Origin of the sequence: Pseudomonas morbosilactucae, assembly GCF_023241665.1 — a bacterium.
Taxonomy (GTDB): Bacteria; Pseudomonadota; Gammaproteobacteria; order Pseudomonadales; family Pseudomonadaceae; genus Aquipseudomonas; species Aquipseudomonas morbosilactucae.
Genome location: NZ_JALQCX010000021.1, coordinates 65793 through 89417 on the forward strand (window position 1 = coordinate 65793; position 23625 = coordinate 89417).

Sequence of the window (23625 nt, forward strand, 5' to 3'; positions counted from 1 at the left end):
TTGGAGCTTGGAGCTTGGAGCTTGGAGCTTGGAGCTTAAAGCTCCCCCCGGCCCCCCCCTACTTCAAACCATACGTATAGATCCCCAGGTCTCGGCTGTCGTACCAGTTGCCCTTGGCCCAGATCACCCGGTCCTCGGCCCCTTGGAAACCGAGGATGCCCAAGTAGCCGCCAATGGCCAGTTGCTGCCAGGAATGCCCCCAGTCCCTGGAATAAAATACCCCGTCGGCGGAGATGCTGGCGTCCGCCCCCCAATAGAGCCAACGCGGTGGATGGTGTTCGCTGGAGGTGTTGATCAGCAGGCTGTTGCGCCCCACCTGGAACTGGCTGACGCGCACCGGGCGGTCCGAAGACAGGGGCGCGAACACATTGGGCAGCGCCCCCAGCACCTTCCAGGTGCGTTGCTCGGCGTCCAGTTCGGCCACCTCATCGCGCCCCTGGTTGCCCTGGTCGATCAAGCCAACCAGACGCCCGGTGCCGTTATCCCGCAGTTGCCCGATGTACAGCCCGTCCTCATGTTGCACAGCGCCGACCTGCCACGGGCCACCGGCCTCGCGCGACAGGGGCGCACGGGTGGTGACGTTGAACGCCAGGTTGTCCCCCACGCCATCCGGATTACGCCCCCAGAAACGCTGGGACACCCAGATCACTGCGTGCTGCCCATCCATCTGGCTGATTTGCGTATTGATCTCGCCGTGGCCCTCGGCCTCGTCCTGCCATTGCACAATCTCCGGGCGCTTGGCCCGGGCGTAGGCACCGGTCAGCAACAACGACTCGGCCGTGAAAATCGGTGCGCTGCTAGCGCCGCGGTCGGCGGAATAAGACACCCCGGTGGACAGCGCCCGCGGTTGATCCTGATCGATCACGTCGTCCAGGCTTTCGGGCCGGCCCCAGGCCCAGACGTCGTCGGTGCCATGGAAATAGGTCTGCAGGCTCCAGGCCTGTTGCTCGACCTCGGGAAACAGCCCCTGGCGCAACCAGTTCCAGCTCTGACCCTGATCGTCGCTGCGCAAGACCACGGTCTGCGCCAGGCTGTCGGTGCTGCCCTTGGCCGGCGCCGGGCGCTTGAGCCCGGTCAGCAGGAACACCTGCTGCCCATCGGGGCTGGCCACCAGGCAGGCGGCTTCGCTGAGTTGCGCCACGGTTTGGAATTGGCCGTTGGCGTCCAGACGAGAGATCGAGGTGAGCTCTTTTTCCCCACGGACGAAGTACGCGGAAAAGGCCCCGGAGCCCTGCTCTTCTTCTGTCTCTTCAGGCGTCGGCTGACCACGGACCAGGGCATCCAGGTCTTGCACCCCGGCCGCCACCGGCTCGGTATTGGAGCGCTCGTCCAGGCGCGCCACCAGCCAGGTTGCCTTGGGGGTGACCACCACGCCGGTGCAGTACTGGGCCATCGCCCGCTGCTCGGTGGCTTGCACCGTACCCAAGGTACGTTGATCGGGGCTGGCGCCGCCCCACTCCAGCTTGGCGCTGATGATGACCCACAGGTACCAGAGCGCCGCAGCGCCGAGCAGCGCCACCGTCAGGGTGGCAAAGAGCTTTGAGCGAGGCATGGCAGGTCCCTATCCGTGGAAGAAAACAACGGTTTTGCAGCATTGCCAGGGACCCGGAAGCACCTGGGCGCAGCGATGATAAGCCTAAGTCCCCCGACCGTGGCAGCCATGTTCACGGCGCCACCGAGCGCACTCAACCCGGGTAAAAATGCCGCACCGCCAGGGCTGGTACCTCTTCCATCGCGGTCCAGAGCTGCGGGTCCAATTGCCCGCTGATCACCTCGTCCTCCTCCTCGGTCAACAGCCGGGCAATGTCCCACAACGCCTTGAGTTCGGGGTGGTGTTCCAAGTGATTAAGCAACTGCCGCTGGCGACTGACCAGGGCCCGGGTGTTCTCGGCGCCGATGGCGTGCAGGGCCTGCAATGCCAACTGGCAGGTCTGCTCGCCCCAGTTGCAGAAGAACTGCACAAAGCCGCCGTTGTAGCCGTCGGCCTCCAGGCGCCAGAGGGCGACGATGGCCTGATCCCGCGGGCCGAGCCGATCAAGCTGCCATTCCAGGTCCTTGAGCCGGCCCATGGCATCGTTGCACAGGTGCTCCCAGATCCAGTCCACGGAGTCGATGGTCAGCCCCTCGGCTCCCAGGTGCGGCCAACACAGCTGCGCGCCGCCGGCCTGGATCTGAAAGTCTTGGCGGGCCTGGGCATCGGCGTCTTTCAGCGCACTGAAGCGCGTCAGTGGCTGACGCAGCACCAAGCCGTCGGCCCAACCGAGGATCAGCATCGCGTCGTCGAACGCGACCTGGGTGATAACGATGTCGTGCATGGAATAACCTTTCTGGCATGCGTCCCTGTGGGCGCACATTAAATGGGGTTCACTGGCGAATCAGCCGTGGATGACCAAGGGCAACGCCGGGCGTAAATCCCAGGTCAGCCCCCTGGTGCCCTGATCGAACTGCAAGCACAACAGGTGCTTCGGCCCCTGCTCAAGGGTCACGCCCGGCACCTGCGTAGCGCACTCGGCCGAGGGGGACCACGGGTCGGTGGCGGGGCCGGAGGGGCACTATAAACGATGGGGTCCAACCGGCGATCCGGGGTGCCAGGATCGTGATGCAGATCACTGATCGGCGGCTCAAGAATGCGCTCGCGCCAGGCACAGCAACGCCCTGCCAAGGCAGGGCGTACGGACGACGGAACCAAACTTTGCAGCGACCACGACACCAGGCCGCTGAGGGGCTGAACTAGACCGGAGAGATGGTGGCCAAGGCGCCGATCAGGATCGTCAACACCAGAAAGCCACCCAGAAACATTGCCATCTTGAACATGAGGCCTCCTAAAGACCGAGTGTGCGGAACAACCTGGACCACGCCATCAGCGGCGCTTGTGGTGGCGGCCCAAGGAGCGGAGCAAAACCCTGGAGTGCCGTCTGAACGTGGTTTTAACAGGCACCGGCAGGCGCCAGCGCGGGCTTATTGTGCCGCGCAGACTGACCCCATAACAGACGCAGATAACGATGAAAAATACGGATCAGATGCGCCGCCGAGATTCAGGCCTGGGCATCCACCCCGCGCTGCACGCACCAGGACAATGGCAGGGTCAGCAACAACGTGGCGGCCAGCAGCATCACCGCCACCGGCACCCCGGTGCTGTCCCCCAGGCGGCCAAACAGCACCGGCGCCAGGGCCCCGCCGCCGATGGTGCCGGTGTAGAAAATCGCGAACGCCTGCTCGCGCTTGCCGGCCCCGGCCAAGTCCGGCACCGCGCCATAGAGCACCGATGACGTGCCGTTCAAGGCCAGCCCCAGCAACGGCAAAACCAGCATCAGCCCCAGGTAGGGCAGATACACCGCCGCCACAATCAGCACGGCCGTGGTGAACTCCGTCAGCCATACGGTTTTCATCATGCCGATGCGCGCGCCCAGGTAGCCGCACAACAGCTTGCCGAAGGCGCCGCCGACAAACAGCAAGGTCAAGGCCAGGCCGATACCGGCGGTGCCGGCGCCCTTGGCCTGTAACAGAAAAGGCAGGAAGGTGAGGAAGCCCATGCGCACCGCGCTGTCCAGGGTGCCGGTGAGAATCAGCGCACGCAGGCCACTGACCGAGCCGCTGCCGGTGATGACCTTGGCGGGCTTGCCGACCATGGACGACGCGGCCGCCCGGGACGGAATCAGCCACCACAAGAGCCCGGCGGCCAGCACCCCGAGCAGGCCCATCAGGGTGACACTGGCGCGCCAACTGAGCACCGTCAGCAACAGCCCCACCAGACCGGGGATCAGGGTCTTGCCGATGTCCCCGGCAAAGTTGTACTGCGACAACGCCTGCTTGACCCCGCCGCCTGCCTCGTGGGTATCGGTGATCAGCGACGACGCCAGCGGGTGCTGGGTGCTGGCACCCAAGCCCCCCAGCAACAGCGCCAGCAGCAACACCGTCAAGCCACCGGCCTGCCCCGCCAACAGATACGCCACGCCCGCCAGCAGCGTACCGCCCACCAGCAAACGCTCCCGGCCCCAGCGCTTGGCAGCGCGGCTGGCCAACAACTGAAAACCGGCCATCATCCCGGAGTAGGCGCCGCGCAACAGTCCGACCTGGGCAAACGTCAGGCCGAACTGGGCTTGCCAGATGGGCAACAGCACGTAGATCAGGTCGGTCAGGCCGTCGTGAATGGCGTGGGCACTGCAACCGGCGAACAGCGAGCGGCGACGGATCGATACGTCACTGGCGCAAGGTCCAGGTGCAACAGGGATAGAGAGAGAACGTTCGTCCTTGAGGCTGTTCATGCTAGGCGGGTATCGAGTAGGGAGGCGCTGGCATTTAATCAGGGTTGGCCGGTGCACGACTATATGAAGGCTGTGAAAGCGGCAAAAAACTCCGAAAAGCGCCCCGTGTCAGCGTCAGCCTGTCAGTCCATAATGGACGCCTTCGACGGTGGTGAAACAAGGATGAGCATGGGCTTTCTCAGCCGTATCGGTAGCCTGTTCGGGCAAGTGCCCAGGGAGCAAGTGCTGGGCTACAGCCCTGCGCAACTGCAGGCGCTGTTTACCCAGCCGCTGCCCCAGGAGGCGCCCGCCCGGCCCCTGCCGGCGAGGGCCGTGTCATTGGCAGGCATCGGCGTACCGGCCTATTACTGCTCGATGCTGATCGATCAACGGGCGGCGCACACCTGCAGCGCCCTGATCGAGTCGGGCTTCACCCTGGCCCATGAGCGGGTATTCAACGACCGCCCCGTCAGGCAGTACCACACCCCGTGCAACACCCAACAGCTGATTGCCTTCAGCTCCCCGGCCTTCAACGCGGTTCAACTGCAGTGGGTGAGCAACAGCCAGGACCTACTCCAGGCCATCGAGCATCAGCGGTTCGCCGTGCCGCCGCCCTGGGTCGCCTTCGACGGCTACGACCCGCGATGGTGGGGCGGCGCCATGCAAGGCGCCCAGGGGCACTACAACGAGCGCTACTTCTCGCCGTTCTTTGCCGGACTGAACCCCGCCGAGAAGCGCGCCTATTACGCCCACTACCAAGCCTCTGCCGAATGGATCAACTGCCTGGAATCGCTGCCCCAGGAATAGCGCCGACTCAGGCCGCCGCCCCTCAAACCAAGCATCAAGGCAGCCATATCAGGGCCGCCAACGCGACCATCAGGGTATTGAGGCAGACCAGGCCAAAACCGAAGCGCACCAGCTCGCCCTCTTCCTGTGCCGTGGTCTTGGCCAGGCCCAGCACCAGCATCACGATCGACAACGAACCCAGCGCCGCATGGCCGGCCGCACTGTTCTGCACTGCCGCCAACAGCAACCGCGATGACTCGGGCAGCAGCGCGATGGCGGGCATAAAGATCGCGTTGCCGCCCACATTGGAGCCAGTCATGTAGCCGGACAGCGCACCGAACCCGGCGATCAGCGGCATCACCGCCGAGGGCGCCAGGCCCGTGAGCATCTGCACCAACCCCGCGAGAAACCCAGCCTTGACCATCATTTGCGACATGGCGAGAAAAAAGAAAATCGTCAGCAGCGGACGCTTGATACGCGCTGCCAGCCCACGCAACAAACCGTTGTCGACTGCCGGCTGGACGGACGAACGCCGTTGGCAGAACAACAGGACGAACAACACCAGCATCAGCGCCACGCCAGGAGACGCCAACGGCTTCCAGACCACCTGTGCCCCTTGCACCCACCAAGCATCCTGCCAATGGGTGGCGGCGCTCAACAGCTTCAGGCCGAGGATGCAGGCGATCAGCGCCAGATACGGCCAGGCTTGGCGCGGCCAGCCCGCACCCGGGCGATCGCCAGCGTTGCGACGCCCACGCCACAAGGCCCACAGCCACACCGACAAGGCCACCACCAGGCCAGCGCCGACACCTGCCACCTCAGGCCCCAAACCACGGCTCGCGCCGTACAGCACGCTGACAAACAGCAGCCAGAACCCCACCAGCGCCACCCAGGCCCGCAGCTCTCGCACACCGGCCAGGTACAGCGCCACCGTGCCCATGGCAAGGAACACAAGGGCGCTGGTCAGTGCCGAAGTGGACGCCAACACAGCGGCATCCAGATGGGCCAGGGAAGCGCCGATCACCGTGGCCAGCCCCAGGGTGCCCCACGGCATGATCGCCATGCCGGTGAGCGCCATGCGCAAGGCCGCACGGCGCTCGAACAGACTCAGCAGCAATGGCACCGTGGCGATCAGCGACACGCCAAAACCGGTCATCGCCTCCAGCAACGGGGCCAAGCCGAGGACGATAAAAACCACCTGCTGGGTGCGGTCCAGTCCCTGGGCTTTGACCCACTGGCTAAGCACCTGATTGACGCCCAGACGCTCGATCAAAATCACGAACGCCATGCCCGGCACGATGACAAACGCGGTGCTCAGAAACAGCACGGCGGTGTCCCGGCCGGCCGCGATCAAGGTGTCGGCCTGCCAGGCATCGGCCGCGCCAACCAACCACAGCACAGCGACCAGCGCTGTCCCGGCAATCGCCGCCTGTACCGGCGGACGGCGCAGCACCATGAGCGTGACCATCACCAGCATGACGGGGGAGAGATGCAGCCATATCAACATGCAAAAATTATCCTGTGGGTGAACGCGGGGTCTCCTGGAAAGCGAGAACGGGCGAGATAATATTTCTTTACCCTGGATAATTTTTCGCTGATTAATGCTAGTTTTCGGGAAAAAATCTCACCGAGGCTGTATGCCAAAACCTTCTGCCAATACCCCTTATGCCTTGGATGGATTTGATCGGGCCATTCTGCAAATCGTCCAGCAGGACAACACCACGCCCCTGCGCGCACTGGCCGATCAGGTGAACCTGTCTTCGGCGTCGGTCCAGCGTCGTCTCAAGCGCATGGAGGAATGTGGGGTCATCACCGGCAACGTGGCGATCGTCGACCCGACTCAAGTGGGCAAGCCCATCACCATCGTGGTGGAGGTCATGACCGAGCGCACCAGCATCGACGCCATGGAAGCGATGAAAAAACACTTCGCCGTGCCCGAGGTCCAGCAGTGCTACTACGTCACCGGCGAAGCCGACTTCGTGCTGATCGTGAATGTCGCCACCATGCAGGAATACCAGGCGCTGGCGCGGCGCCTGTTTGCCGAGAACGCCAATGTCAAATGGTTCAAGACCATGGTGGCCCTGGACCGTTTGAAAGTCGGGCTTGAAGTGCCCTGCCTCCCGGAATGACCGGCGCGGGCTCTGAAGGAGGCGTCGAACACGCTCCCCTCTGAGAGCAGGGGCCAGTGCTCAATGATCGCTGACCCTGCCCGCTGCCGCCGCCCCCTCCTGGTTAATGCCGCCACGCCCCCTCGGGCACCTCGACCCGCCGCTCAGCCGCAGCCAGGGCCGCCTGCAGCCCCTGTTTGTCCAAGGGTTTGCAGTACGCCGGCTTGGCGCGTTCGAAGCGCCAACTGTCATCCAGCCCACCCCCGTCCACCGCATCAAAACCCAGCTCGTCCAGCAGTTGCACGACCCGCACTTTTGCCTCGGCATCGTCCGCCGCAATGGGCAGAGCCCGGCGGTCGGCAGCGCCACTCGGCCGCCCGTGCTCAAGCAGGTCACCCGCCAGGATGGCGTTGAATACCTTGACCACCGTGGCGCCCGCCAGGTGCTCGGCGAGCAGGCGGCTGGTGGTGGTTTCAAAGCGGTCCAGGGCGCCGATGTGGCCGTCGCGCTCGGGGTAGTAGTTGTTGGCATCCAGCACGATTTTCCCGGCCAGCCACTGGGCGGGCAGGCTTGCATAGTGCTCCAGCGGGATGGCCACCAGCACCACGTCGCCGAACCCTGCCGCCGCCTCGACCGTGCCGATCTGGCTGCCGGCAATACCGCTCAACACGCTGCTCATGGTCTGGGGGCCACGGGAGTTGCTGAGCATGACTGAGTGCCCTGCAGCGATGGCCAACTGCGCCACAGCGCGCCCGATAAAACCTGCGCCGATGATTCCGATCTGCATGATGTTCTCCGTGATTGGTTTGCAGGGGCCTATGATGATTAGCAACCAGCTGGAGATAAATTGCCGCCTGGTACTTAGTCTCATTACCAGGAGTATTGAATGGATCGGCTCACCAGCATGGGCGCCTTTGTCATGGCCGCCGAAGCCGGCTCGTACGCCGGCGCCGCCCAGCGCCTGGGCATGTCGCCGCAAATGGTCGCCAAACATGTGGCCGCCCTGGAGCATCGGCTGGGCGCTCGGCTGCTCAACCGCACCACGCGCCGGCAAAGCCTGACCGAATTGGGCAGCGCCTATTACGAGCGCTGCAAGCACATTGTCAGTGAGGCTCAGGCTGCTGACTCGCTGGCTCAAATCATGACCGACACGCCCCGCGGCACACTCAAAGTCAGTGCCCCGGTGACTTTCGGCTCTTACAGCCTGATGCCCTTCGTGACCGATTTCCTGCGGCAATTTCCAGAGGTGGAAATCGACCTGCATCTGACCGATCGCGCGGTTGATCTGGTGGAGGAAGGCTACGAAGCGGCGTTTCGCATCGGCCCGCTGGGCAGCACCAGTTTGACCGCCAGGCCCCTGGCGCCCTATCGCTTGATCGTGTGCGCAGCGCCCCGCTACCTGGCAGAACATGGCACGCCGCTGAACCCCGCCGACCTGCAACAGCACGAGTGCCTGGGCTATGCCTACTGGTCGCGCCCGGCCGACCGTCAATGGCAGTTCTGCCAGGGCGCCGATGTGCATGAAGTGCCGGTCCGCAGTCGTTTGCAGGTCAACGAGAGCAAGGCGCTGCTGTCGGCAGCGGTGGATGGTTTCGGCATCGTCCTGGGCCCGGCGGACTTCCTCGAACCGGCGTTGCGCCGGGGCGAACTGGTCAGGCTGCTGGACGCTTTCGAGACGCCCAGCCGGCCGATGCACCTGCTGTACAGCGCCCATCGACAAAAAACCGCCAAGGTCCGGCGGTTTATCGATGCGGCGATGCTGTGGTTCGCGGCGCCATAAGGCCGGTGGCCCCGATGCGTTACAGGTTATCCGTCACCCGGCAGAGTTTGCTGTCGTTCAACGGCGCGCTGGAGAACGTTGCCGAACCCACGGGCGCCTGCTTGAGCATCACCCCGCATTTGTACAGCCCCGAGGCTTCCACCTGGTAGTCCATGCCAGCCTTGGGCACGAAGCTGAACAGGTTGTAGCACTGGGCGCCAAGGTAGTGAAACGCGATGGGTTGGCCCGCCGGGACCAACAGCTCGCTGCGGGTGCCCGGCACCGTGGGTTGGACGGGGGCCGGCATGCCCAGGCTCTCGCCGTTGCGGTTGGCGTAGCCGTCACGGGCCACCACCATGACCCCGGCGCCCGGCAAGCGAAAATCGACACAGTCAGACCGAGGCACGCCCCGCACCATGCCGTCACTGATCACCCGCACGCGCACGGTTTCGCCACCCGGAGGCGTCGAATAAGGGGTGGAAAAAGACCGCACATCAGTCAGCGCTCCGCAGCCGGCAAGGGAGACCAGCAGGCCGGCCACGCCCAACAGGCGCAGCGACAGGGAATGGGAGAAGGTGTGGGCATGGACGTGGGAAGGCAGAGGCAATTGACTCAATGTGTCGCTCCTTGCGGGTCGGGTTCCAGTGACAATAACGACGCTCAGTCGCTGGCGTTTTATAAAGCGTTCATCAATCCTCGGCAATGCTGGCCCCGTCACTTGGAGGCTCCCGACATCGGCGCCAGGGGAATAGCAACGCCATGGAGTTGCCGGACTGAAACGGCCCGCGACTCTCGGACCGGACGCCTAGCAGCGAACCGGCCCTGCGGCCCATGCAGCAGGTCTGAAAAAAACTAGTAATGATAAGGATTCTCATTAGAATATCCACCCATTCACGCTGGGCCATATCAGCGAGTGGGGACAGTAGGCGATGGAAACCGGAGACAACCAACAACAACTCAGCGCGCTGTTCATTGCGCAGCGCGGGGGGCTGATCCGCATGCTGTCGCGGGTGGTCGGTTGCGCCAACCTGGCGGAGGATCTGGCCCAGGAAACCTACTTGCGTGTGGCCCAGGCGCTGAAGGCCCGCCCCATCGAGCACTTGCAGCCGTTCCTCTACCAGACCGCCCAGTACCTGGCCTTCGACCACTTGCGCAGCCAGCGCAGCAAAAGGCGTTTCGAGTTCCAACCCGCCGACAGCAGCCAGCTCAGCGAGGTGCCCACCGGCGCGCCCGGCCCGGAAAGCCATGCCCAGGGCCAACAGCAACTGCACTTGCTGCAGCAGGTCCTGGCCACCCTGCCCAAACGCCAGCAACAAATCCTGGTTTTGCATAAACTGCACGATCTTTCGCAAAGCGAGATTGCCCAGCGCTTGCAGGTTTCCCTGAGCACGGTGGAAAAAGACCTGCGCCAAGCACTCAATGCCTGCATCAAAGCCACTGACCGGCAGAACCCTGATGACTGAACACCTCACAGCCCTTCCCGGTGACGCCGCGCGCGAGCAGGCGAGCGACTGGTTCACCCAGCGTGAGGCCATGACCCACAACGTGCTGCTGCGCCAGCGCTTCGAACAGTGGCGCAGCGCCGATCCACAGCATGCCGAGGCCTTCCGTGCCCTGGAGAACCTGTGGAACGCCAGCGCCTTCGAGCAGGCGCTGGAACATCTGGCGCTGGACCTGGAGCTGCCGGCCGCCTCTGCCCCGGCACGCAGGCAACGTCGCCCCCAGCGTTGGCTGGCCGCGGCGGCCGCCTTGCTGGTGATGCTCGGCGCCGGCTGGATCGGCGACCTACCCATGCGCCTGCAAGCCGATCACCTGAGCGCCATCGGCCAGGTCGAGCGCTTCGATCTGGCGACGGCTCCCATGTTGTCCTGGGCAGCCACAGCGCCATCAGCAGCGACTTCAGTGCCAATCACCGACGTATCCGCCTGCTGCGGGGCGAACTCTATGTCGAGGCCTTCCACGATCAGTCCCGGCCGCTGACCATCGAGGCCGGCAGTGCCACGGTGACCGTGGTCGGCACCCAGTTCAGTGTCAGCCGCCACGCCGATGGCCTGACCGTGGCCGTGCGTGAAGGCCGGGTGCGGCTGGCCGACGACAATGGCGAGCAGAGCCTGCTGCAAGCCGGCAACTGGCAGCAACTGCGCGATCATCACCTGCAACCCTTGAACCTTGAAGGCAGTGAGCGGCAGATGGCCTGGATCGACGGCCGCCTGTCCTTCCAGGACGCGCCCCTGGCCCAAGTGCTGGGAGAATTGCGTCGTTACTACCGGGCGCCGATCCTGCTGTTCAACGCCAGCGCAGCGCAGCAGAACGTCAGCGGCAACTACCGGCTCGACGACCCCCACGCCATCGTCCAGGCGCTGAGCAAAGTCACCAACACCGAGCTCACCCGTCTGCCGGGAGGCGTCCTGGTCCTGCGCTGAACACCCGACCGAGGGAAGCTGAAAAAAGTTTTACGGCTTTCCTGAGGTCAACCCGTCAGGGTGTTTGCTGTTGCAAATCATTCCTATTCCGTACGGGACTTCCATGCACCTGACAACACTCACCCCTGCCCGCAGCATCCTGGCGCTGGCCATCTGCCTGGCCTGCAGCCCTGTGGCGGCCGTCGAGCCCGCCGCTGCCCCCGGCAATCAAACGCCGAGCACCCACAGTTTTTCCATCGCCCGCCAGTCCCTGGCCAATGCCCTGGATCAACTGAGCACCCAGAGCGGGTTGCAAATCGCCTATTCCTCGGCGATGGCCCAGGGGATTGAGTCAGCGGGGGTCAGCGGCCGCATGAGCGCGGAACAGGCACTAAGCACACTGCTGGCGGGCACCGGCCTGGGCTTCGAACGCAACGGCAGCAACGCAGTGCTGCTGACTCGCCTGCCCCAGAGCAGCCAGACCCTGGAACTGGGCGCCACCCAGATCGTCAGCAACCAGTTGGGCACCGTCACCGAAGGCAGCGGCTCCTACACCCCCGGCACCATCGCCACCGCTACCCGACTGGTGCTGACCCCACGGCAGACCCCGCAGTCGATCACCGTGATCACCCAACAGCACATGGAGGATTTCGGCCTCAACAATGTCGACGATGTGATGCGCCACACCCCGGGCATTACTGTCTCGGCCTATGACACCGACCGCACCAACTACTACGCTCGCGGCTTCTCGATCAACAACTTCCAGTACGACGGCATTCCTTCCACCGTACGCAACGTCGCCTACTCGGCCGGCAACACCCTCAGCGACATGGCGATCTACGACCGGGTCGAGGTGCTCAAGGGCGCCACCGGCCTGCTCACCGGCGCCGGCTCCCTGGGCGCCACCATCAACCTGGTGCGCAAGAAGCCCACCGCCGAGTTCCAGGGCCATGCCTCCCTGGGCATGGGCTCCTGGGACAACTACCGCAGCGAACTGGATGTCAGCGGGCCGCTGACCGAAACCGGCAATGTCCGCGGTCGTGCGGTCGCCGCCTACCAGGACAAGCAGTCGTTTATCGACCACTACTCGCGCAAGACCTCGACCTATTACGGCATCCTCGAGTTCGACCTGTCCCCCGACACCCTGCTGACCGTGGGCGGCGACTACCAGGACAACATTCCCAAAGGCTCCAGCTGGTCCGGCACCTTCCCGCTGATCAACTCGACCGGTGGGCACAACAGCATGTCGCGCTCCTACAACAACGGCGCGACTTGGAGCGGCTGGGAGCAATACACCCGCACCGCGTTTGCCATGCTTGAGCACGACCTGGGGAATGGCTGGGTCACCAAGCTGCAACTGGACCACAAGATCAACAGCTACCACGCCGAACTCGGCTCGATCCAGTTCGACGAGCCACAGACCGATGGCACGGCCAAGGTCAACGCGCAGAAGTACACCGGCGACACCGTCAGCGACTCCGCCGACCTGTATCTCAGCGGCCCCTTCAGCCTGTTCGGCCGCGAGCATGAACTGGTGCTGGGGGGTTCCATTGCCAACTCGCGCTGGACCGGCAAGGGCTACTGGTCCCCGGACTTCCTCGGAGCCAACGGCAACGTGGTGGACTTCTACAACTGGCGCGGCAAGATCGAGCGGCCCATCTGGGGTCTGCCGGCCCAGCGTACCGACGACACAGTGCGCCAGACCGGCGCCTACATGACCACCCGCCTCAACCTGATGGATGACCTCAACCTGTTCCTCGGCGGGCGTGTCGTCAACTATCACCTGACCGGGCTGACACCGTCTTACAAGGAGACCGGACGCTTCGTGCCTTACATCGGCGCGGTCTATGACCTCGACGACCACTTCTCGGTCTACGCCAGCTACACCGATATCTTTATGCCCCAGGAAAGCTGGAACAAGGACCGGGACAGCAAGCTGCTCAACCCGGACGAAGGCCAGAACTATGAACTGGGACTCAAGGGCGAATTCTTCGAAGGCCGCCTGAACAGCAGCCTGGCCTACTTCGAAGTGCACGAGACCAACCGCTCGGTGCCGGACGATGCCTACAACAACCAGACCCCGACGCCGGACAACTACGCCTTCAAGGGCGCCAAGGCGGTCACCAAGGGCTACGAGCTGGAGATTTCCGGCGAGCTGAGCCCCGGCTGGCAAGTGCAGGCCGGCTACACCCACAAGATCGTGCGTGATGACGAGGGCGACAAGATCTCCACTTTCGAACCGGAGAATCAGGTCAACCTCTACACCAGCTACAAGCTCAAGGGCGACCTGGACAAGCTGACCGTCGGTGGTGGCCTGCGCTGGCAGAGCGTGGGCTGGTACTCGATCTACAACACGCCGCTGAAGATCAACGAAGACATCTCCCAGGATGCCTACTGGCTGGTGGACCTGATGACCCGCTACCAGATCACCAAGAACCTGTCGGCGACCCTCAACGTCAACAACATCTTCGACAAGTCCTACTACACCAACGTCGGTTTCTATAACTCGGCGGCCTACGGCGAACCGCGCAACTTCATGCTCAGCACCCGCTGGGACTTCTGAAACCTTGGCCATGCCGGGCGACAGGGCCCGGCATGGCGCGGATCAATCCGGGCACGGGGTGTTGCACCACAGGGTCCCGGCGCCTAGAACCGATACCCCAACCCCAGCATGTAGACGAACGGATCGACGTTCACATTCACCTTGGAGCGGACCCCGAGGTTGCCATTGCTCACATAGGCATCGGTTTCAATGTCGATATAGCGCATCTGCGCGTTGAGCATCAGCCGGTCGGAGAGCATGTAGTCCATGCCCACCTGGGCCGCCCAGCCCCAGGAGTTGCTGGCGTGGAAATTGTCGAAACCTGCGGCTGCCGCCTGGCTGCCGACTTTCTCATCGTAGATCCAGGTGTAATTGATCCCCGCCCCCACATAGGGCTGGAAGGCCGATCGACTGTGCATCGGGTAATACAGCAGGCTCAGGGTCGGCGGCAGGTGCTTGAGGGAGCCGAGCTTGCCATCGGCGATGCCGCCGGCGGTGCCACTGAGGCTCACGTCGTGTTCAAAGGGGGTCGCCGCCAGCAGTTCAACTGCCAGATTCTGGGTCAGCATGTAGGCGAAGTTCAGGCCCAATTGGGTATCGCTGCCCAGGCTCGCCTTGCCTCCCAGGCTGGTGCCGGCCAGGGCACCACGATCGACATTGACGCTGGAGCTGCGTTCTCGCGGGTCCACCGTCACCGCGCCGGCGCGAACAATGATGTCGCCGGCCTCGAAAGCCTGGGCCGTGGAAACGGCCAGGGTCGACAGCAATAGGCTGGTACTCAGAAGGGTCAACTTACGCATGCATCACTCCACAACTCGAACAACGGCCAACCCGCCAGCCGTGCTCACGGCGGGCTGTGCCAGGGAGGCTTGAGTATCGAGAAGCCGGTAACCGCGCACATCTGCCGAATGACAGAGGCCGAGGCTGTTCAGGCGTGGGATGCGTTGCTGGGTGTTTCGTGGATCGAGTCCGGAGTCAGGCGTGCTGTGGCCAATCGCGACAGGAGGCGCTCAGTCCAGCAAGCCGGCATTCTTCAGCAGTTCGCCCAGCCCTTGGGGAACCAACGGCGTCTGCGCAGTGAAGCTTGCGCTGCCATGCCAACGGGCCACAAAGGGCGCGCCGTCGCTTTCCTGGGCGTCGAGTTGGGAGCGCTGGTAGAGCGTCGAATCCTCGAAACGGGCGTCGTACACCTGGACGATTTCATGACCCGGTTTGCCGTCGTACACAAACAGACTTTCCAGGGTGCCGATCAGCCGCAGGTTGTTGATCGACTGCCCCAACTCCTCCTGCACTTCCCGGACAATGGCCTGGGCACTGTGCTCACCAAAATCGATCCCGCCGCCCAGGGGCCGGAACAGCATCTGTTGCTGATCCGCATCTTGGAATTGATTGACCAGGATCTTGCCCTGGTGGTGGAAGACGCACAGCGCAAGGGCGCGAATACGAGGTTCAGCCATGGGGGGGTGACGTCCATTCAAAGGGGGTAAGGCGCGGCATTAGAGCATGGCGGGAGGAGCATCAACCCACGTAGAAATACTTCACTGCCAACGCCGGCAGCTCCTCCATCGCTGAGCGGAGTTGCTCATGCAGCGTTTCGCCGAGCCGCTCATGGGCGTCACCACTCAGCGGCTGGGCGATACCTTGCTGACGCTGCCGTGACGGAAGATTCGCAAAAGTCCCCATCGACTGCCGGTGCCGCCTGAGTACCGACCAGGTGTGGCGTGCACCGATGGCCGTCAGGGCATGCAGCGCCCGTTCATCGAACGCCTCGCACCCATTGGACAGGCATTGCAGGCTACCGCCGTTGTGAGCGCTCGTTTGTAGCCGCCAGAGCGCCAGGATGCACTGATCATCCTCGGGCAGCTCATCCAACTGCCCGGCCAGCGATTGCAGCCGAGCCTGGGATTCAAGGCACAAGTGCTCCCAGATCCAGTCGATTGCACCAATGTGAACCCCTGCCTTGCCCAAATGAGGCCAGCATACCGAAAGGCCTCGGGTGTGAATCCGGAAGTCCTCGCGCTGCTCAGGCGTGGCCTCCTGCAACGGACGGTAACGGGCCAAGGGCTGGTGCAGCGACAAGCCGTCGGCCCACGCCAGGCAGAGCCGGTCCTGGTCGAAACGAACAGCAATGATAGGGCTGAGATTCATCAGGTGGGCCGTTTCCAGAGCTTCATAGGCAACGATGCTGGCACAACCCGCCCAATGCGGTAAACACCGCCCCAGCCAGCAAGCCTACGAGCAGCAACGGCAGAATCAACTGATCCAGCAGAGGCCCAGTTCACCGCGCAATGCGATGGCCTCCTGTGGCCCGCCCGGCGCGCCAAACAACAACCGGATCAGCCCGCCACAGAGAGGCACTGCGAATAAGCGCAGTTCGGCGTTGGGCGTCACTGAGTTAAACCTGGGCTTTGCACAATAGGCGGCGTGGGTGATTTGAACTGTTCTTGAAGAGCAACCCGGGGCGGAGCCTGTCTCTACTCAGCGAAAGCCTGTGCCCTCAATAACGAGCACTGAACCAGATCATGGTGGGCCCCCAGCCAATACCCCGCCTGACGTGAAACCCCTTCGCGGACAAAACCTGCCCGCTCCAGCAACCTCAGGGACGCCAGGTTCTGCGGATGCACTTGGGCTTCGATCCGATTCAAGCCCATGTGGGCAAAACCCCAGCCGAGGATGGCCTCCAGTGCCTCCGTCATCAGCCCCTGCCCTTGCGCTTCACGCGCCAGTTCGAAGCCGATGGCGCAACTGCGCCACGGGCGGTTCCATTTGAACAGGCCGCAGGTGCCCAGCAGGCCCGGTACGGACGGGCGCTCGATGCCCCAGCGAACGCCCGGGTTGGGCAAGGCCCGCCAACTGGCGAATTGGGCCAGCAATTGCTCGGCCTGCCGGTATTCGGTCATGGGATCGGTGCCGAACCACTGCATGGCCTGGGCATCGCTGTGAATGGCGAACAGCGCCGGAAGGTCGGCCGGGCCCAGCTCCCTGAGAATCAGGCGCGGGGTCTGGAGAAGCGGAAAATCAGTCATGTGGATGGCTGCCCGGCCCTTGTGTACTCAGTGGCTTGCCGATGATCTCGGCGTACTCGCTCTTGATCTGTTCATAGCCGTACTGTTCCTCCAGGCGCTTCACGGTGAAGTGCCCACGGGCCATGTCCTGATAGAAATCGGTGAACAGCGCATTGATGGTGGCACCGGTAAAGGCGCCGATCACCGGCACCGCCTGGGCCGCGAATTTGCTGGAAATGGTCACGCCATAACGCGTCGCGACTTTCTCGATCAGCACCGCCAGCCAGGTGCCCACCTGCCCCGGCGATAAGCGGCTGACAGCGCCGGCGCCCTGTTTGGCGGCGATGGCCGCCAGCTCCTTGGACAGTTGCTGCATGGCCTGGGTGGTGAAGCTGCGGGTGATGTAATAACCGGTCTCGGTCGCGTCATCCGCGCTGCTGTTGCCGCCCATGGCAAACACTTCGATGCAGGCCTGCTTGGTGGCCAGGTCGTCCAGATCAAAGCCTTCGCTGCGGGCCACGTCCGCCACCGAGCGCATCATGATGGTGGTGGACACCGGCAGCTCGACAAACAGCGCGGTAAAGCCGAACGCCCCGCCCACCGCTCCCGACGTGGCGGCATAGAGTTTGTGCAGCAAGGGGGAGGCTTGCTTCTTCGGGCTGTTGGCCAGGCTCCACAAGGCGGCGTCGGCGGAGCTGTGCAGCGCGGCCACCACCGCACCATTGATCTTTTTCGCCACCACCGCCGGCAAGGCCTTCACCGCGCTTTCAATGGGCGAACCGAGCAAGCCGGAAAGGCGCGCCGCCAGGGACGGAGCTTCCAGCAACCGCACCGCACGCTTGAGGTCCTGGTAGTCCTCCGGGCTGTCTTTGATGTTCATCGGCTTCTCCATGGTTGGCGCTCTGTAGGCCCTTGAATCCAAGCGCCACAACATGGACCTTGCTGGCCCCCCGGCGTTCCTAGGGCACCTGTCGAGCCCAGCTCAGTCGAACAGCACCTGCGTGGCCATCTCCGGGTATTGGGTGTTCATTTCAGCCAGGCATTTCTTCATCAGCCGAGCATCCTCCGGCAGGCGCTGGGACAACACCGGCCAACCGGTAATCCGCAACTGCTCGGGCAAGTCCACCAGCCCGGTGATCGCGTCCCAGAACGCGTCCCAATTACAGCCGTACCAATCGGGAAAACCCAGGGCGTCGCGCAAACGGCCATGGAGTTCACCTGCGGTGGTCACGCTACTCAGATCGATGTCTACCACTGGCACGCGGTCCATTTCCTGCCCCTCGAAGCTGATTGATCGGAGCACAGGATAACGGAACTTCAGGGTGGCCAAGGGGCCGTGTGCCCATCCATTTAGCCTGGCAATGGCCGCACTAACCCGCCGTTGTGCTTATCACTGAAATAGCCCGCAGCACCTGTTTCATGCCCCGGGCCCTGCCCATACTTTGGCGGCCATCACTGCCAAAGGAAGCCCCCATGGAACCGCTCCGGATACCACCGCTTACCGCCTTGCTGATCCAGCTCGCCGCCTTCGGCGTCGCCAGCCTGCTGATCGTCAGCCTGACCCTGCTGGGCAGTTGGATCGGGCACCTGCTGCACTGATCAGGAACCTGCAATACCGTCGCTCAAGGCCCGGATCAACGCCTGGGCCTGGGCGTCGCGCTGGCCGCTGTACAGCACCACGTCGCGACTGGGCAGCAGCGGCAGATCGAAGCGTTGCTGCACACTCACACAGCCTTCAGGTGCCATGCGGCCGACCATGGCGCCGATGCCAATGCCAGCCACCACCGCGGCGCCAATGGCGAGGATGCCGCTGCCGACAAAGGCCTCTTCCCACAGCCGGTCCTCGGCGTCCAGGGCGCTCATCACCATGCTGCGCATGCCACAGGGATCGGGCTGGATAGCCAGGGGCAACGGTGCGCCGGGTGACAGTCGGAAGTCCTCGGCCGCCATCCAGTCAAAGCGTTCAGTGCCGATCACCTCGCCGTCCTGGCGGCGATTGTCGTGGCGCAGAATCAAGGCCACGTCGAGCCGGCCCTGTTCGTAGCCGTCGAGCATGTCTCGGGAAGTGCCAAGGCTGAAGGCAACCACCACATCCGGGTCAGTGTTGGCCAGGCGCCGCAGCCATTGGCTCAGGTCGGCACCGACGATGTGATGGCTGACGCCCACCCGCAAGGTGCGTTTCTGTTGGCCGAAGCAGTTGATTGCTTCCTGGTAGTTGTCCAGCAGGCGCCGGGCGCTGGCCAGGAACACCTGGCCCTGGGCAGACAAAATCACCCGTCGAGGCGTGCGCTCCAATAGCTTGCGGCCCAGGCCTTCCTCCAATCGCTTGATCTTCAGGCTGATGGCCGCCTGGGTTCCGCCCAGGGCGTCGGCGGCGCGGGTGAAGCTCTTGAGTTCGGCGACCAGGACGAAGGCCTGGATAGCGTCGATGTCGGGCATTTTCATTGAGAAACACAGCAAGGCAGACAGAGAGCGCGACGTTACCACGGCGCCGGGCCAGCGGTGGCAACGGCTTGCCAGCCTCGGCAAGCCTGTGCCACCGCCCTGCCCCTGTCGCCAGCGTCAAAGCCTAGCAGGGCAAGGTTTGCAGCCACTGGCCTGAGTTTTGCTCTGTTTCCCGGCAAACCACCAAGGAGTCGCAACATGATAGGAAGCACCTCATCCAAAATGCCGGGCTATAACGCGCTCATCAGATCCTTGGAGAATGGCACCCTGAAGTCCATGAGGATTCAGGTCGCCAACGCGACACCGGAACTCCAGGCCAAACTGGACGCTACCTTTCTTGAGTCGGAACGCTCCAACGCAACGATGATCGCCACCTATAGAGCCAATCCCACCTGGGCGACCATCGACGACAAAAACAACACCGTCGAGCTTCCCGACGTGTCGTCACTGAGCAAGGACGCTGCCAGCCATGTGCTCCAGGGCCTGCAGTACCTGGTCGAAATCGGACGCCTGGACGGCAAGACCATCACCGCCAAAAATGGCGGCCTGTCGACCGACAGCACAGCGGTCTATCAGGACTGGCTGCAAGCGCAGATCGGCGTCGATGCCCATGCATAAGTAGCCCTGCGCGTGCGCCTCTGACTGCGCGAAAACGCTTTGCTGCGAATTCGACAGTCAGAGAGCGGCGCTAGGACAGCAACTCGCTGATCCACCGAACCTGCCGGACAGTTTCCTGCACTGTCGCCTCGGGTACGGCCTGCCGCGCCTTGGCGAAGTTGCTTAGGGTCTGCTGCTTCAGGCGCAGCAAGCGTTGCCACTTCAGCAGGAACGCCGGGCTGCGTGCCTGCATCTGCTGTGGGCCAAAGTACAGTTCCTCGGCGCTGTAGGTCACCGGCCCGGAGCGTTCGGCAACGATGATTTCGTAGTCGAAGCGGTTTTCCCGCAGCACTTCTTCCGCGAGGATGCGATAGCCGTTGTCCATCAGCCATTGGCGCAGAGGCTGCTCGCCGCCATTGGGCTGCAGGATCAGCCGCTCCTGCCCGCTCAGGTACGTTTTGCCGCTGTCGAGGATGTCGCGAATGGTTTCGCCGCCCATGCCGCAGAGGCTGATCGCTGTAATCCCGTCTTCGGCCTCGATCGCCGCCAGGCCGTTGGCCTGGCGCACAGTGATGCGCTGCTCCAGACCGTTCTCACGCACGGTACGCTCCGCCGAGTAGAACGGGGTCAAGGCCACCTCGCCGGCCACCGCCGCCACAATGACGCCTCGGCGCATCAACGCCACCGGCAGGTAGGCGTGGTCCGAGCCGATATCGGCCAGGCGCGCACCCGCTGGCACGTGCGCCGCCACACGCTCCAGGCGCACGGACAATGTCTGTTGGTTCAACTGCCGCCCCTTTCACCACGAACACCCGGCACCTTTGGCCGGATTGGGGCGCGATTCTGTCGAGCATCGCCGTACATTTCAAATTTATGCGACAAGGGCCAGGCTCAAACCCTGAGCGCCCCTCTGAAAACCTATGCTGGGCCACGTCACCGAGGCCAGATACCTGCGCTCTTGATAGACTGGCGCGTTTTTTTACAGCAGGGATTTGCTGATGCAGCGCATCGTTATTCTGGGCAACGCGGGAAGTGGCAAATCGACCCTGGCCCGTGAACTCGGCCGCCGCCTGAATCTGCCGGTGGTCCACCTGGATAGACTGTTCTGGGAGCCCGACTGGGTGGAGGCGGATAACCAGGTGTTCCGCACACGGGTCGAGCAAGCCGTCTCCGGGGACACCTGGATCAGTGAAGGCAACTATTCCCGCCGCACCTTTGACCTGCGACTGCCCCGTGCCGACCTGGTCATCTGGCTCGACACCCACCGAGCCACCTGCTTGCGCCGAGTCATGCTCCGCAGCGCGCTGAATCGACCACGGACGGATCTGCCCGCGGGCTGTACCGAGAAATTGAATAAGGCGTTCTTGAAATTTCTCAGCTTCGTGTGGCATTTCGACCGGGTAAACCGCCCCGGCATCGAGGCCGTGCGCCAGGCCATCGCCCCGCAGATCCCAGTGATTCAACTGCGCAGCACTCGCGAGGTTTCCGAGTTTCTGGACGGTTTGCCCGCCCGAGCTTGAGCCTGGGCTATTCTGGCGTTTTGCCGATTTTAAGGAAGGACATGGACATTCGACTGACGCAAACCACGGACTGGATGCATTTAAAGCGCGTGCGCCTCGCCGCGCTTTTGGACACACCGACAGCCTTTGGCGTGAGTTACTCAACCGCCGCGAACTACAGTGACGAACAGTGGAAAGAACGAGCCTCGTCAACCCGAACGGAATTCTGGCTGGCCTTCAAGGACCACACACCCGTGGGCATGATCGGCGCCGCAGTCAGTGGCACCCGTCGCTACAACTTGATCGGGATGTGGATCGAGCCCTCGGCACGTGGCTCTGGCATAGCGAGTCGGCTGGTCGATGCAGTGAAACGCCGGGCGATCGAGAAAGGCCATGATCGGGTTTTTCTGGACGTCTCTCCCGACAATACAAGAGCCGCGCACTTCTATCTGAAGCAGGGCTTCTCCTTCATCGATGAGTGGGAGCCCCTGGAAAGCCATCCGCACATCCTGGTCCAGACCATGTTCTGGCAGGTGCAGACCTGACTCAAAAAAGCCTCTGCCTGAACCGCCCCAGGTTTCTTGAACAGTGAGCGAGCACTTTTGGCCGGAGACGGACGATCAGTGAAACTGAACTGAAAGCTAGAACTTATGCTCACTTGAAGGCTAGGTAAGTCTTGCTCTATTGCGGTGAGGGAGTTTGATCCTGATCGAAAAAATCGGTCTTGTATTCGCCCCACTCCATATAGGAGTAGTACTTCGTCATCGCCTCAAAGTGGCTTCCCGCTTCAACTTCCCAAACACGCTTGGCTTCGGCGTGAAGAAGTCCACGAGCACTATCACCTTGAGGCCCGCTTAGACAAAATGTTTGGCCGTCATCAGGATCAAGCCAAAGTTCGTACTTCATCTTTATTGACTCACGCTCGCTTCAGGCAAAGTACTTTTTCTAGCCCTTTGATGGGGGCGAAGTCTATCACTACTGAAGTTTGCCGCTGCTGGGGGCAGTCCAGCCCAACGCCCTACTCCAAAGGCGCTGCATGTTTCGAGTGGCTCGGCTGAAAATCTCTCGCAGCAGGTGGGTGTCGTGCCGGGGCGCTTACTCAAACGCCGGGTACCAGACGTCACAGTACGGCTGCAATAGCGTGCTGGCCTGGGCTTTGTCTTCTTCATAAATAGCCAGAACCAGCGGCGAGTAGAGGTCGTAATACCAACGATCAACGTCATATCGCTCAAGTAGCAGCTTGCAAAGCAGGTCTTCGTCACCGATTTTTTTTATTTCAAGCTGCTATTTATTTTCACGTTTGGTTTGCGACGGCCGAAATGGGTGAAAGCGATATTTATTTCGACATTGGCAGTGCTCTCCCCTTTTTCATGGCATCTCGTTCAACATCAAGGCAAGGAAGACATAAATGGCAGTTATCAATGGAACAACCGGCGCGGATACGCTGACAGGTACCAGTGGAAATGATGAGATCAATGGCCTAGCCGGCAATGATGTCATCAAGGGCAGTGCGGGGGCGGACAAGATCGATGGTGGCGCTGGCATCGACACTGTGGACTATTCGGCCTCTGCCGAAGGTATCAATGTGGACTTGCGCCTCGGGGTCGGCCTGGTCGGACAAGGGGGTGATGCAGAGGGGGACACCCTTAACAACATCGAAACCGTCATCGGTTCGGCCTTCAATGACACCCTCACTGCAGGGCCGAATGCGGCCAATGCAACCATCCGCCTGGAAGGTGGTGCAGGTGACGATATCTATTACCTTAACACCACCGCCAAGCCGACCATCGTCGAGCAGGCTGGTGGCGGCATCGATGAAGTGCGGGTACTGGTCGCCAGTACAAGTGGCACCACTTTGACGGCCAATGTCGAAAACCTCACCTACATCGGTAACCAAAGTTTCATCGGTTACGGTAACGACAGCGACAACATCATCACCGGCGGCTCGGGCAACGACACCCTGTACGGTGGTGCGGGTGCCGACCAATTCTTCGGTGGGGCCGATTACGACATCGTTGGTTATACCGACAGCAAAACCGGCGTGACGATCAACCTGAAAACCGGGGTGAATACCGGTATTGCGGACGGCGATACCTACACCGACATCGAAAAGATCGTGGGTTCCAACTACAACGACACCTTTGTCGGTAACGGCCTTGGCGTCTCTTTCGACGGCGGCCTAGGGGTGGATACGGTCGACTATTCGACCTCGTCCTCCGGGGTCAACGTGGAAGTACG

General features: G+C 62.7%; 27 protein-coding genes. 12 read left to right on the forward strand and 15 right to left on the reverse strand.

The window, feature by feature from the left end; all coding sequences use genetic code 11:
• Positions 1–58: 58 nt before the first annotated feature.
• The 3 genes from M1B35_RS13025 to M1B35_RS13035 all read right to left on the reverse strand — a co-directional run bounded on the left by M1B35_RS13025 (position 59) and on the right by M1B35_RS13035 (position 4265).
• Entirely contained in the window at positions 59–1552 is a 1494-nt protein-coding gene (locus M1B35_RS13025; RefSeq protein ID WP_268262120.1) for a hypothetical protein, read from the reverse strand.
• 133 nt (positions 1553–1685) lie between these two features.
• Positions 1686–2315: a DMP19 family protein gene (locus M1B35_RS13030; RefSeq protein WP_268262121.1), complete on the reverse strand. Its 630-nt coding sequence runs from the start codon at positions 2313–2315 to the stop codon at positions 1686–1688.
• 720 nt (positions 2316–3035) lie between these two features.
• Positions 3036–4265 carry an MFS transporter gene (locus M1B35_RS13035; protein WP_268262122.1) on the reverse strand — a complete coding sequence of 410 codons (1230 nt, stop codon included), beginning with the start codon at positions 4263–4265 and terminating at the stop codon, positions 3036–3038.
• 168 nt (positions 4266–4433) lie between these two features.
• On the opposite strand from M1B35_RS13035, the gene M1B35_RS13040 reads away from it, so the two are divergent.
• Positions 4434–5051 (forward strand): hypothetical protein, encoded by a 618-nt coding sequence (locus M1B35_RS13040; protein ID WP_268262123.1) that lies wholly within the window; start codon positions 4434–4436, stop codon positions 5049–5051.
• Between the two features lie 34 nt (positions 5052–5085).
• On the opposite strand, the gene M1B35_RS13045 is transcribed toward M1B35_RS13040, so the two are convergent.
• Positions 5086–6537, reverse strand: a complete 1452-nt coding sequence (locus tag M1B35_RS13045) for an L-lactate permease (protein WP_268262124.1) — start codon at positions 6535–6537, stop codon at positions 5086–5088.
• A 130-nt stretch (positions 6538–6667) separates the two neighbouring features.
• Here M1B35_RS13045 and M1B35_RS13050 point away from each other — a divergent pair, with 130 nt between their 5' ends.
• Positions 6668–7159, forward strand: a complete 492-nt coding sequence (locus M1B35_RS13050; protein WP_123331542.1) for an Lrp/AsnC family transcriptional regulator — start codon at positions 6668–6670, stop codon at positions 7157–7159.
• A gap of 103 nt (positions 7160–7262) precedes the next feature.
• Here M1B35_RS13050 and M1B35_RS13055 read toward each other — a convergent pair whose 3' ends face one another.
• Positions 7263–7925, reverse strand: coding sequence for an NADPH-dependent F420 reductase (locus M1B35_RS13055; RefSeq protein ID WP_268262125.1), 663 nt, complete (start codon positions 7923–7925; stop codon positions 7263–7265).
• 99 nt (positions 7926–8024) lie between these two features.
• On the opposite strand from M1B35_RS13055, the gene M1B35_RS13060 reads away from it, so the two are divergent.
• Complete coding sequence (locus M1B35_RS13060; RefSeq protein WP_123331538.1) at positions 8025–8918, forward strand: LysR family transcriptional regulator; 894 nt, start codon at positions 8025–8027, stop codon at positions 8916–8918.
• Positions 8919–8937: 19 nt separating this feature from the next.
• On the opposite strand, the gene M1B35_RS13065 is transcribed toward M1B35_RS13060, so the two are convergent.
• Entirely contained in the window at positions 8938–9513 is a 576-nt protein-coding gene (locus tag M1B35_RS13065; RefSeq protein ID WP_268262126.1) for a cupredoxin domain-containing protein, read from the reverse strand.
• A 313-nt stretch (positions 9514–9826) separates the two neighbouring features.
• Between M1B35_RS13065 and M1B35_RS13070 the strand changes: the two genes are divergently transcribed.
• The 4 genes from M1B35_RS13070 (at position 9827) to M1B35_RS13085 (ending at position 13862) form a co-directional block, all read left to right on the forward strand.
• A complete protein-coding gene (locus M1B35_RS13070) occupies positions 9827–10360 on the forward strand; it encodes an RNA polymerase sigma factor (protein WP_123331536.1) in 534 nt (177 codons plus the stop codon).
• Positions 10353–10877, forward strand: a complete 525-nt coding sequence (locus tag M1B35_RS13075; RefSeq protein WP_268262127.1) for a FecR/PupR family sigma factor regulator — start codon at positions 10353–10355, stop codon at positions 10875–10877. The genes M1B35_RS13070 and M1B35_RS13075 overlap by 8 nt, the downstream gene beginning before the upstream one ends.
• On the forward strand, positions 10784–11320 hold the full coding sequence (locus tag M1B35_RS13080; RefSeq protein ID WP_268262137.1) for a FecR family protein: 537 nt from the start codon (positions 10784–10786) through the stop codon (positions 11318–11320). Before M1B35_RS13075 ends, M1B35_RS13080 begins: the two co-directional genes overlap by 94 nt.
• Positions 11321–11423: 103 nt before the next feature.
• Positions 11424–13862, forward strand: coding sequence for a TonB-dependent siderophore receptor (locus M1B35_RS13085; RefSeq protein ID WP_259740372.1), 2439 nt, complete (start codon positions 11424–11426; stop codon positions 13860–13862).
• Positions 13863–13945: 83 nt separating this feature from the next.
• Here the strand turns inward: M1B35_RS13085 and M1B35_RS13090 are convergent, their stop codons facing one another.
• The 6 genes from M1B35_RS13090 to M1B35_RS13115 form a co-directional block, all read right to left on the reverse strand.
• Complete coding sequence (locus tag M1B35_RS13090; protein ID WP_268262128.1) at positions 13946–14641, reverse strand: OmpW/AlkL family protein; 696 nt, start codon at positions 14639–14641, stop codon at positions 13946–13948.
• 210 nt (positions 14642–14851) lie between these two features.
• Positions 14852–15298, reverse strand: a complete 447-nt coding sequence (locus M1B35_RS13095) for an NUDIX hydrolase (protein ID WP_123331529.1) — start codon at positions 15296–15298, stop codon at positions 14852–14854.
• 61 nt (positions 15299–15359) lie between these two features.
• Positions 15360–15989: a DUF2442 domain-containing protein gene (locus M1B35_RS13100; protein WP_268262129.1), complete on the reverse strand. Its 630-nt coding sequence runs from the start codon at positions 15987–15989 to the stop codon at positions 15360–15362.
• Positions 15990–16315: 326 nt separating this feature from the next.
• Positions 16316–16867, reverse strand: a complete 552-nt coding sequence (locus tag M1B35_RS13105) for a GNAT family N-acetyltransferase (RefSeq protein WP_268262130.1) — start codon at positions 16865–16867, stop codon at positions 16316–16318.
• Positions 16860–17738 (reverse strand): EcsC family protein, encoded by an 879-nt coding sequence (locus tag M1B35_RS13110; RefSeq protein ID WP_268262131.1) that lies wholly within the window; start codon positions 17736–17738, stop codon positions 16860–16862. The genes M1B35_RS13105 and M1B35_RS13110 overlap by 8 nt, the downstream gene beginning before the upstream one ends.
• Before the next feature lie 90 nt (positions 17739–17828).
• Positions 17829–18116, reverse strand: coding sequence for a barstar family protein (locus M1B35_RS13115; protein ID WP_123331521.1), 288 nt, complete (start codon positions 18114–18116; stop codon positions 17829–17831).
• Between the two features lie 203 nt (positions 18117–18319).
• Here M1B35_RS13115 and M1B35_RS13120 point away from each other — a divergent pair, with 203 nt between their 5' ends.
• Entirely contained in the window at positions 18320–18445 is a 126-nt protein-coding gene (locus M1B35_RS13120) for a hypothetical protein (RefSeq protein WP_259740371.1), read from the forward strand.
• Here the strand turns inward: M1B35_RS13120 and M1B35_RS13125 are convergent, their stop codons facing one another.
• Positions 18446–19291 (reverse strand): LysR family transcriptional regulator, encoded by an 846-nt coding sequence (locus M1B35_RS13125; RefSeq protein ID WP_259740370.1) that lies wholly within the window; start codon positions 19289–19291, stop codon positions 18446–18448. It abuts the gene before it with no gap.
• A gap of 276 nt (positions 19292–19567) precedes the next feature.
• Here M1B35_RS13125 and M1B35_RS13130 point away from each other — a divergent pair, with 276 nt between their 5' ends.
• A complete protein-coding gene (locus M1B35_RS13130; RefSeq protein WP_259740369.1) occupies positions 19568–19909 on the forward strand; it encodes a hypothetical protein in 342 nt (113 codons plus the stop codon).
• A 70-nt stretch (positions 19910–19979) separates the two neighbouring features.
• Here M1B35_RS13130 and M1B35_RS13135 read toward each other — a convergent pair whose 3' ends face one another.
• Positions 19980–20675: a tRNA (adenine(22)-N(1))-methyltransferase gene (locus M1B35_RS13135; RefSeq protein WP_279653798.1), complete on the reverse strand. Its 696-nt coding sequence runs from the start codon at positions 20673–20675 to the stop codon at positions 19980–19982.
• A gap of 211 nt (positions 20676–20886) precedes the next feature.
• Here M1B35_RS13135 and M1B35_RS13140 point away from each other — a divergent pair, with 211 nt between their 5' ends.
• The gene (locus M1B35_RS13140; protein WP_268262132.1) at positions 20887–21408 is read left to right on the forward strand and encodes an AAA family ATPase; all 522 of its coding nucleotides are present in this window, start codon (positions 20887–20889) and stop codon (positions 21406–21408) included.
• A 41-nt stretch (positions 21409–21449) separates the two neighbouring features.
• Positions 21450–21932, forward strand: a complete 483-nt coding sequence (locus M1B35_RS13145) for a GNAT family N-acetyltransferase (RefSeq protein WP_268262133.1) — start codon at positions 21450–21452, stop codon at positions 21930–21932.
• Between the two features lie 136 nt (positions 21933–22068).
• Here M1B35_RS13145 and M1B35_RS13150 read toward each other — a convergent pair whose 3' ends face one another.
• Positions 22069–22293, reverse strand: a complete 225-nt coding sequence (locus tag M1B35_RS13150) for a hypothetical protein (RefSeq protein WP_268262134.1) — start codon at positions 22291–22293, stop codon at positions 22069–22071.
• A gap of 502 nt (positions 22294–22795) precedes the next feature.
• On the opposite strand from M1B35_RS13150, the gene M1B35_RS13155 reads away from it, so the two are divergent.
• Positions 22796–23625 (forward strand): calcium-binding protein (locus M1B35_RS13155; RefSeq protein WP_268262135.1); only part of this gene is annotated, 830 nt, incomplete at its 3' end.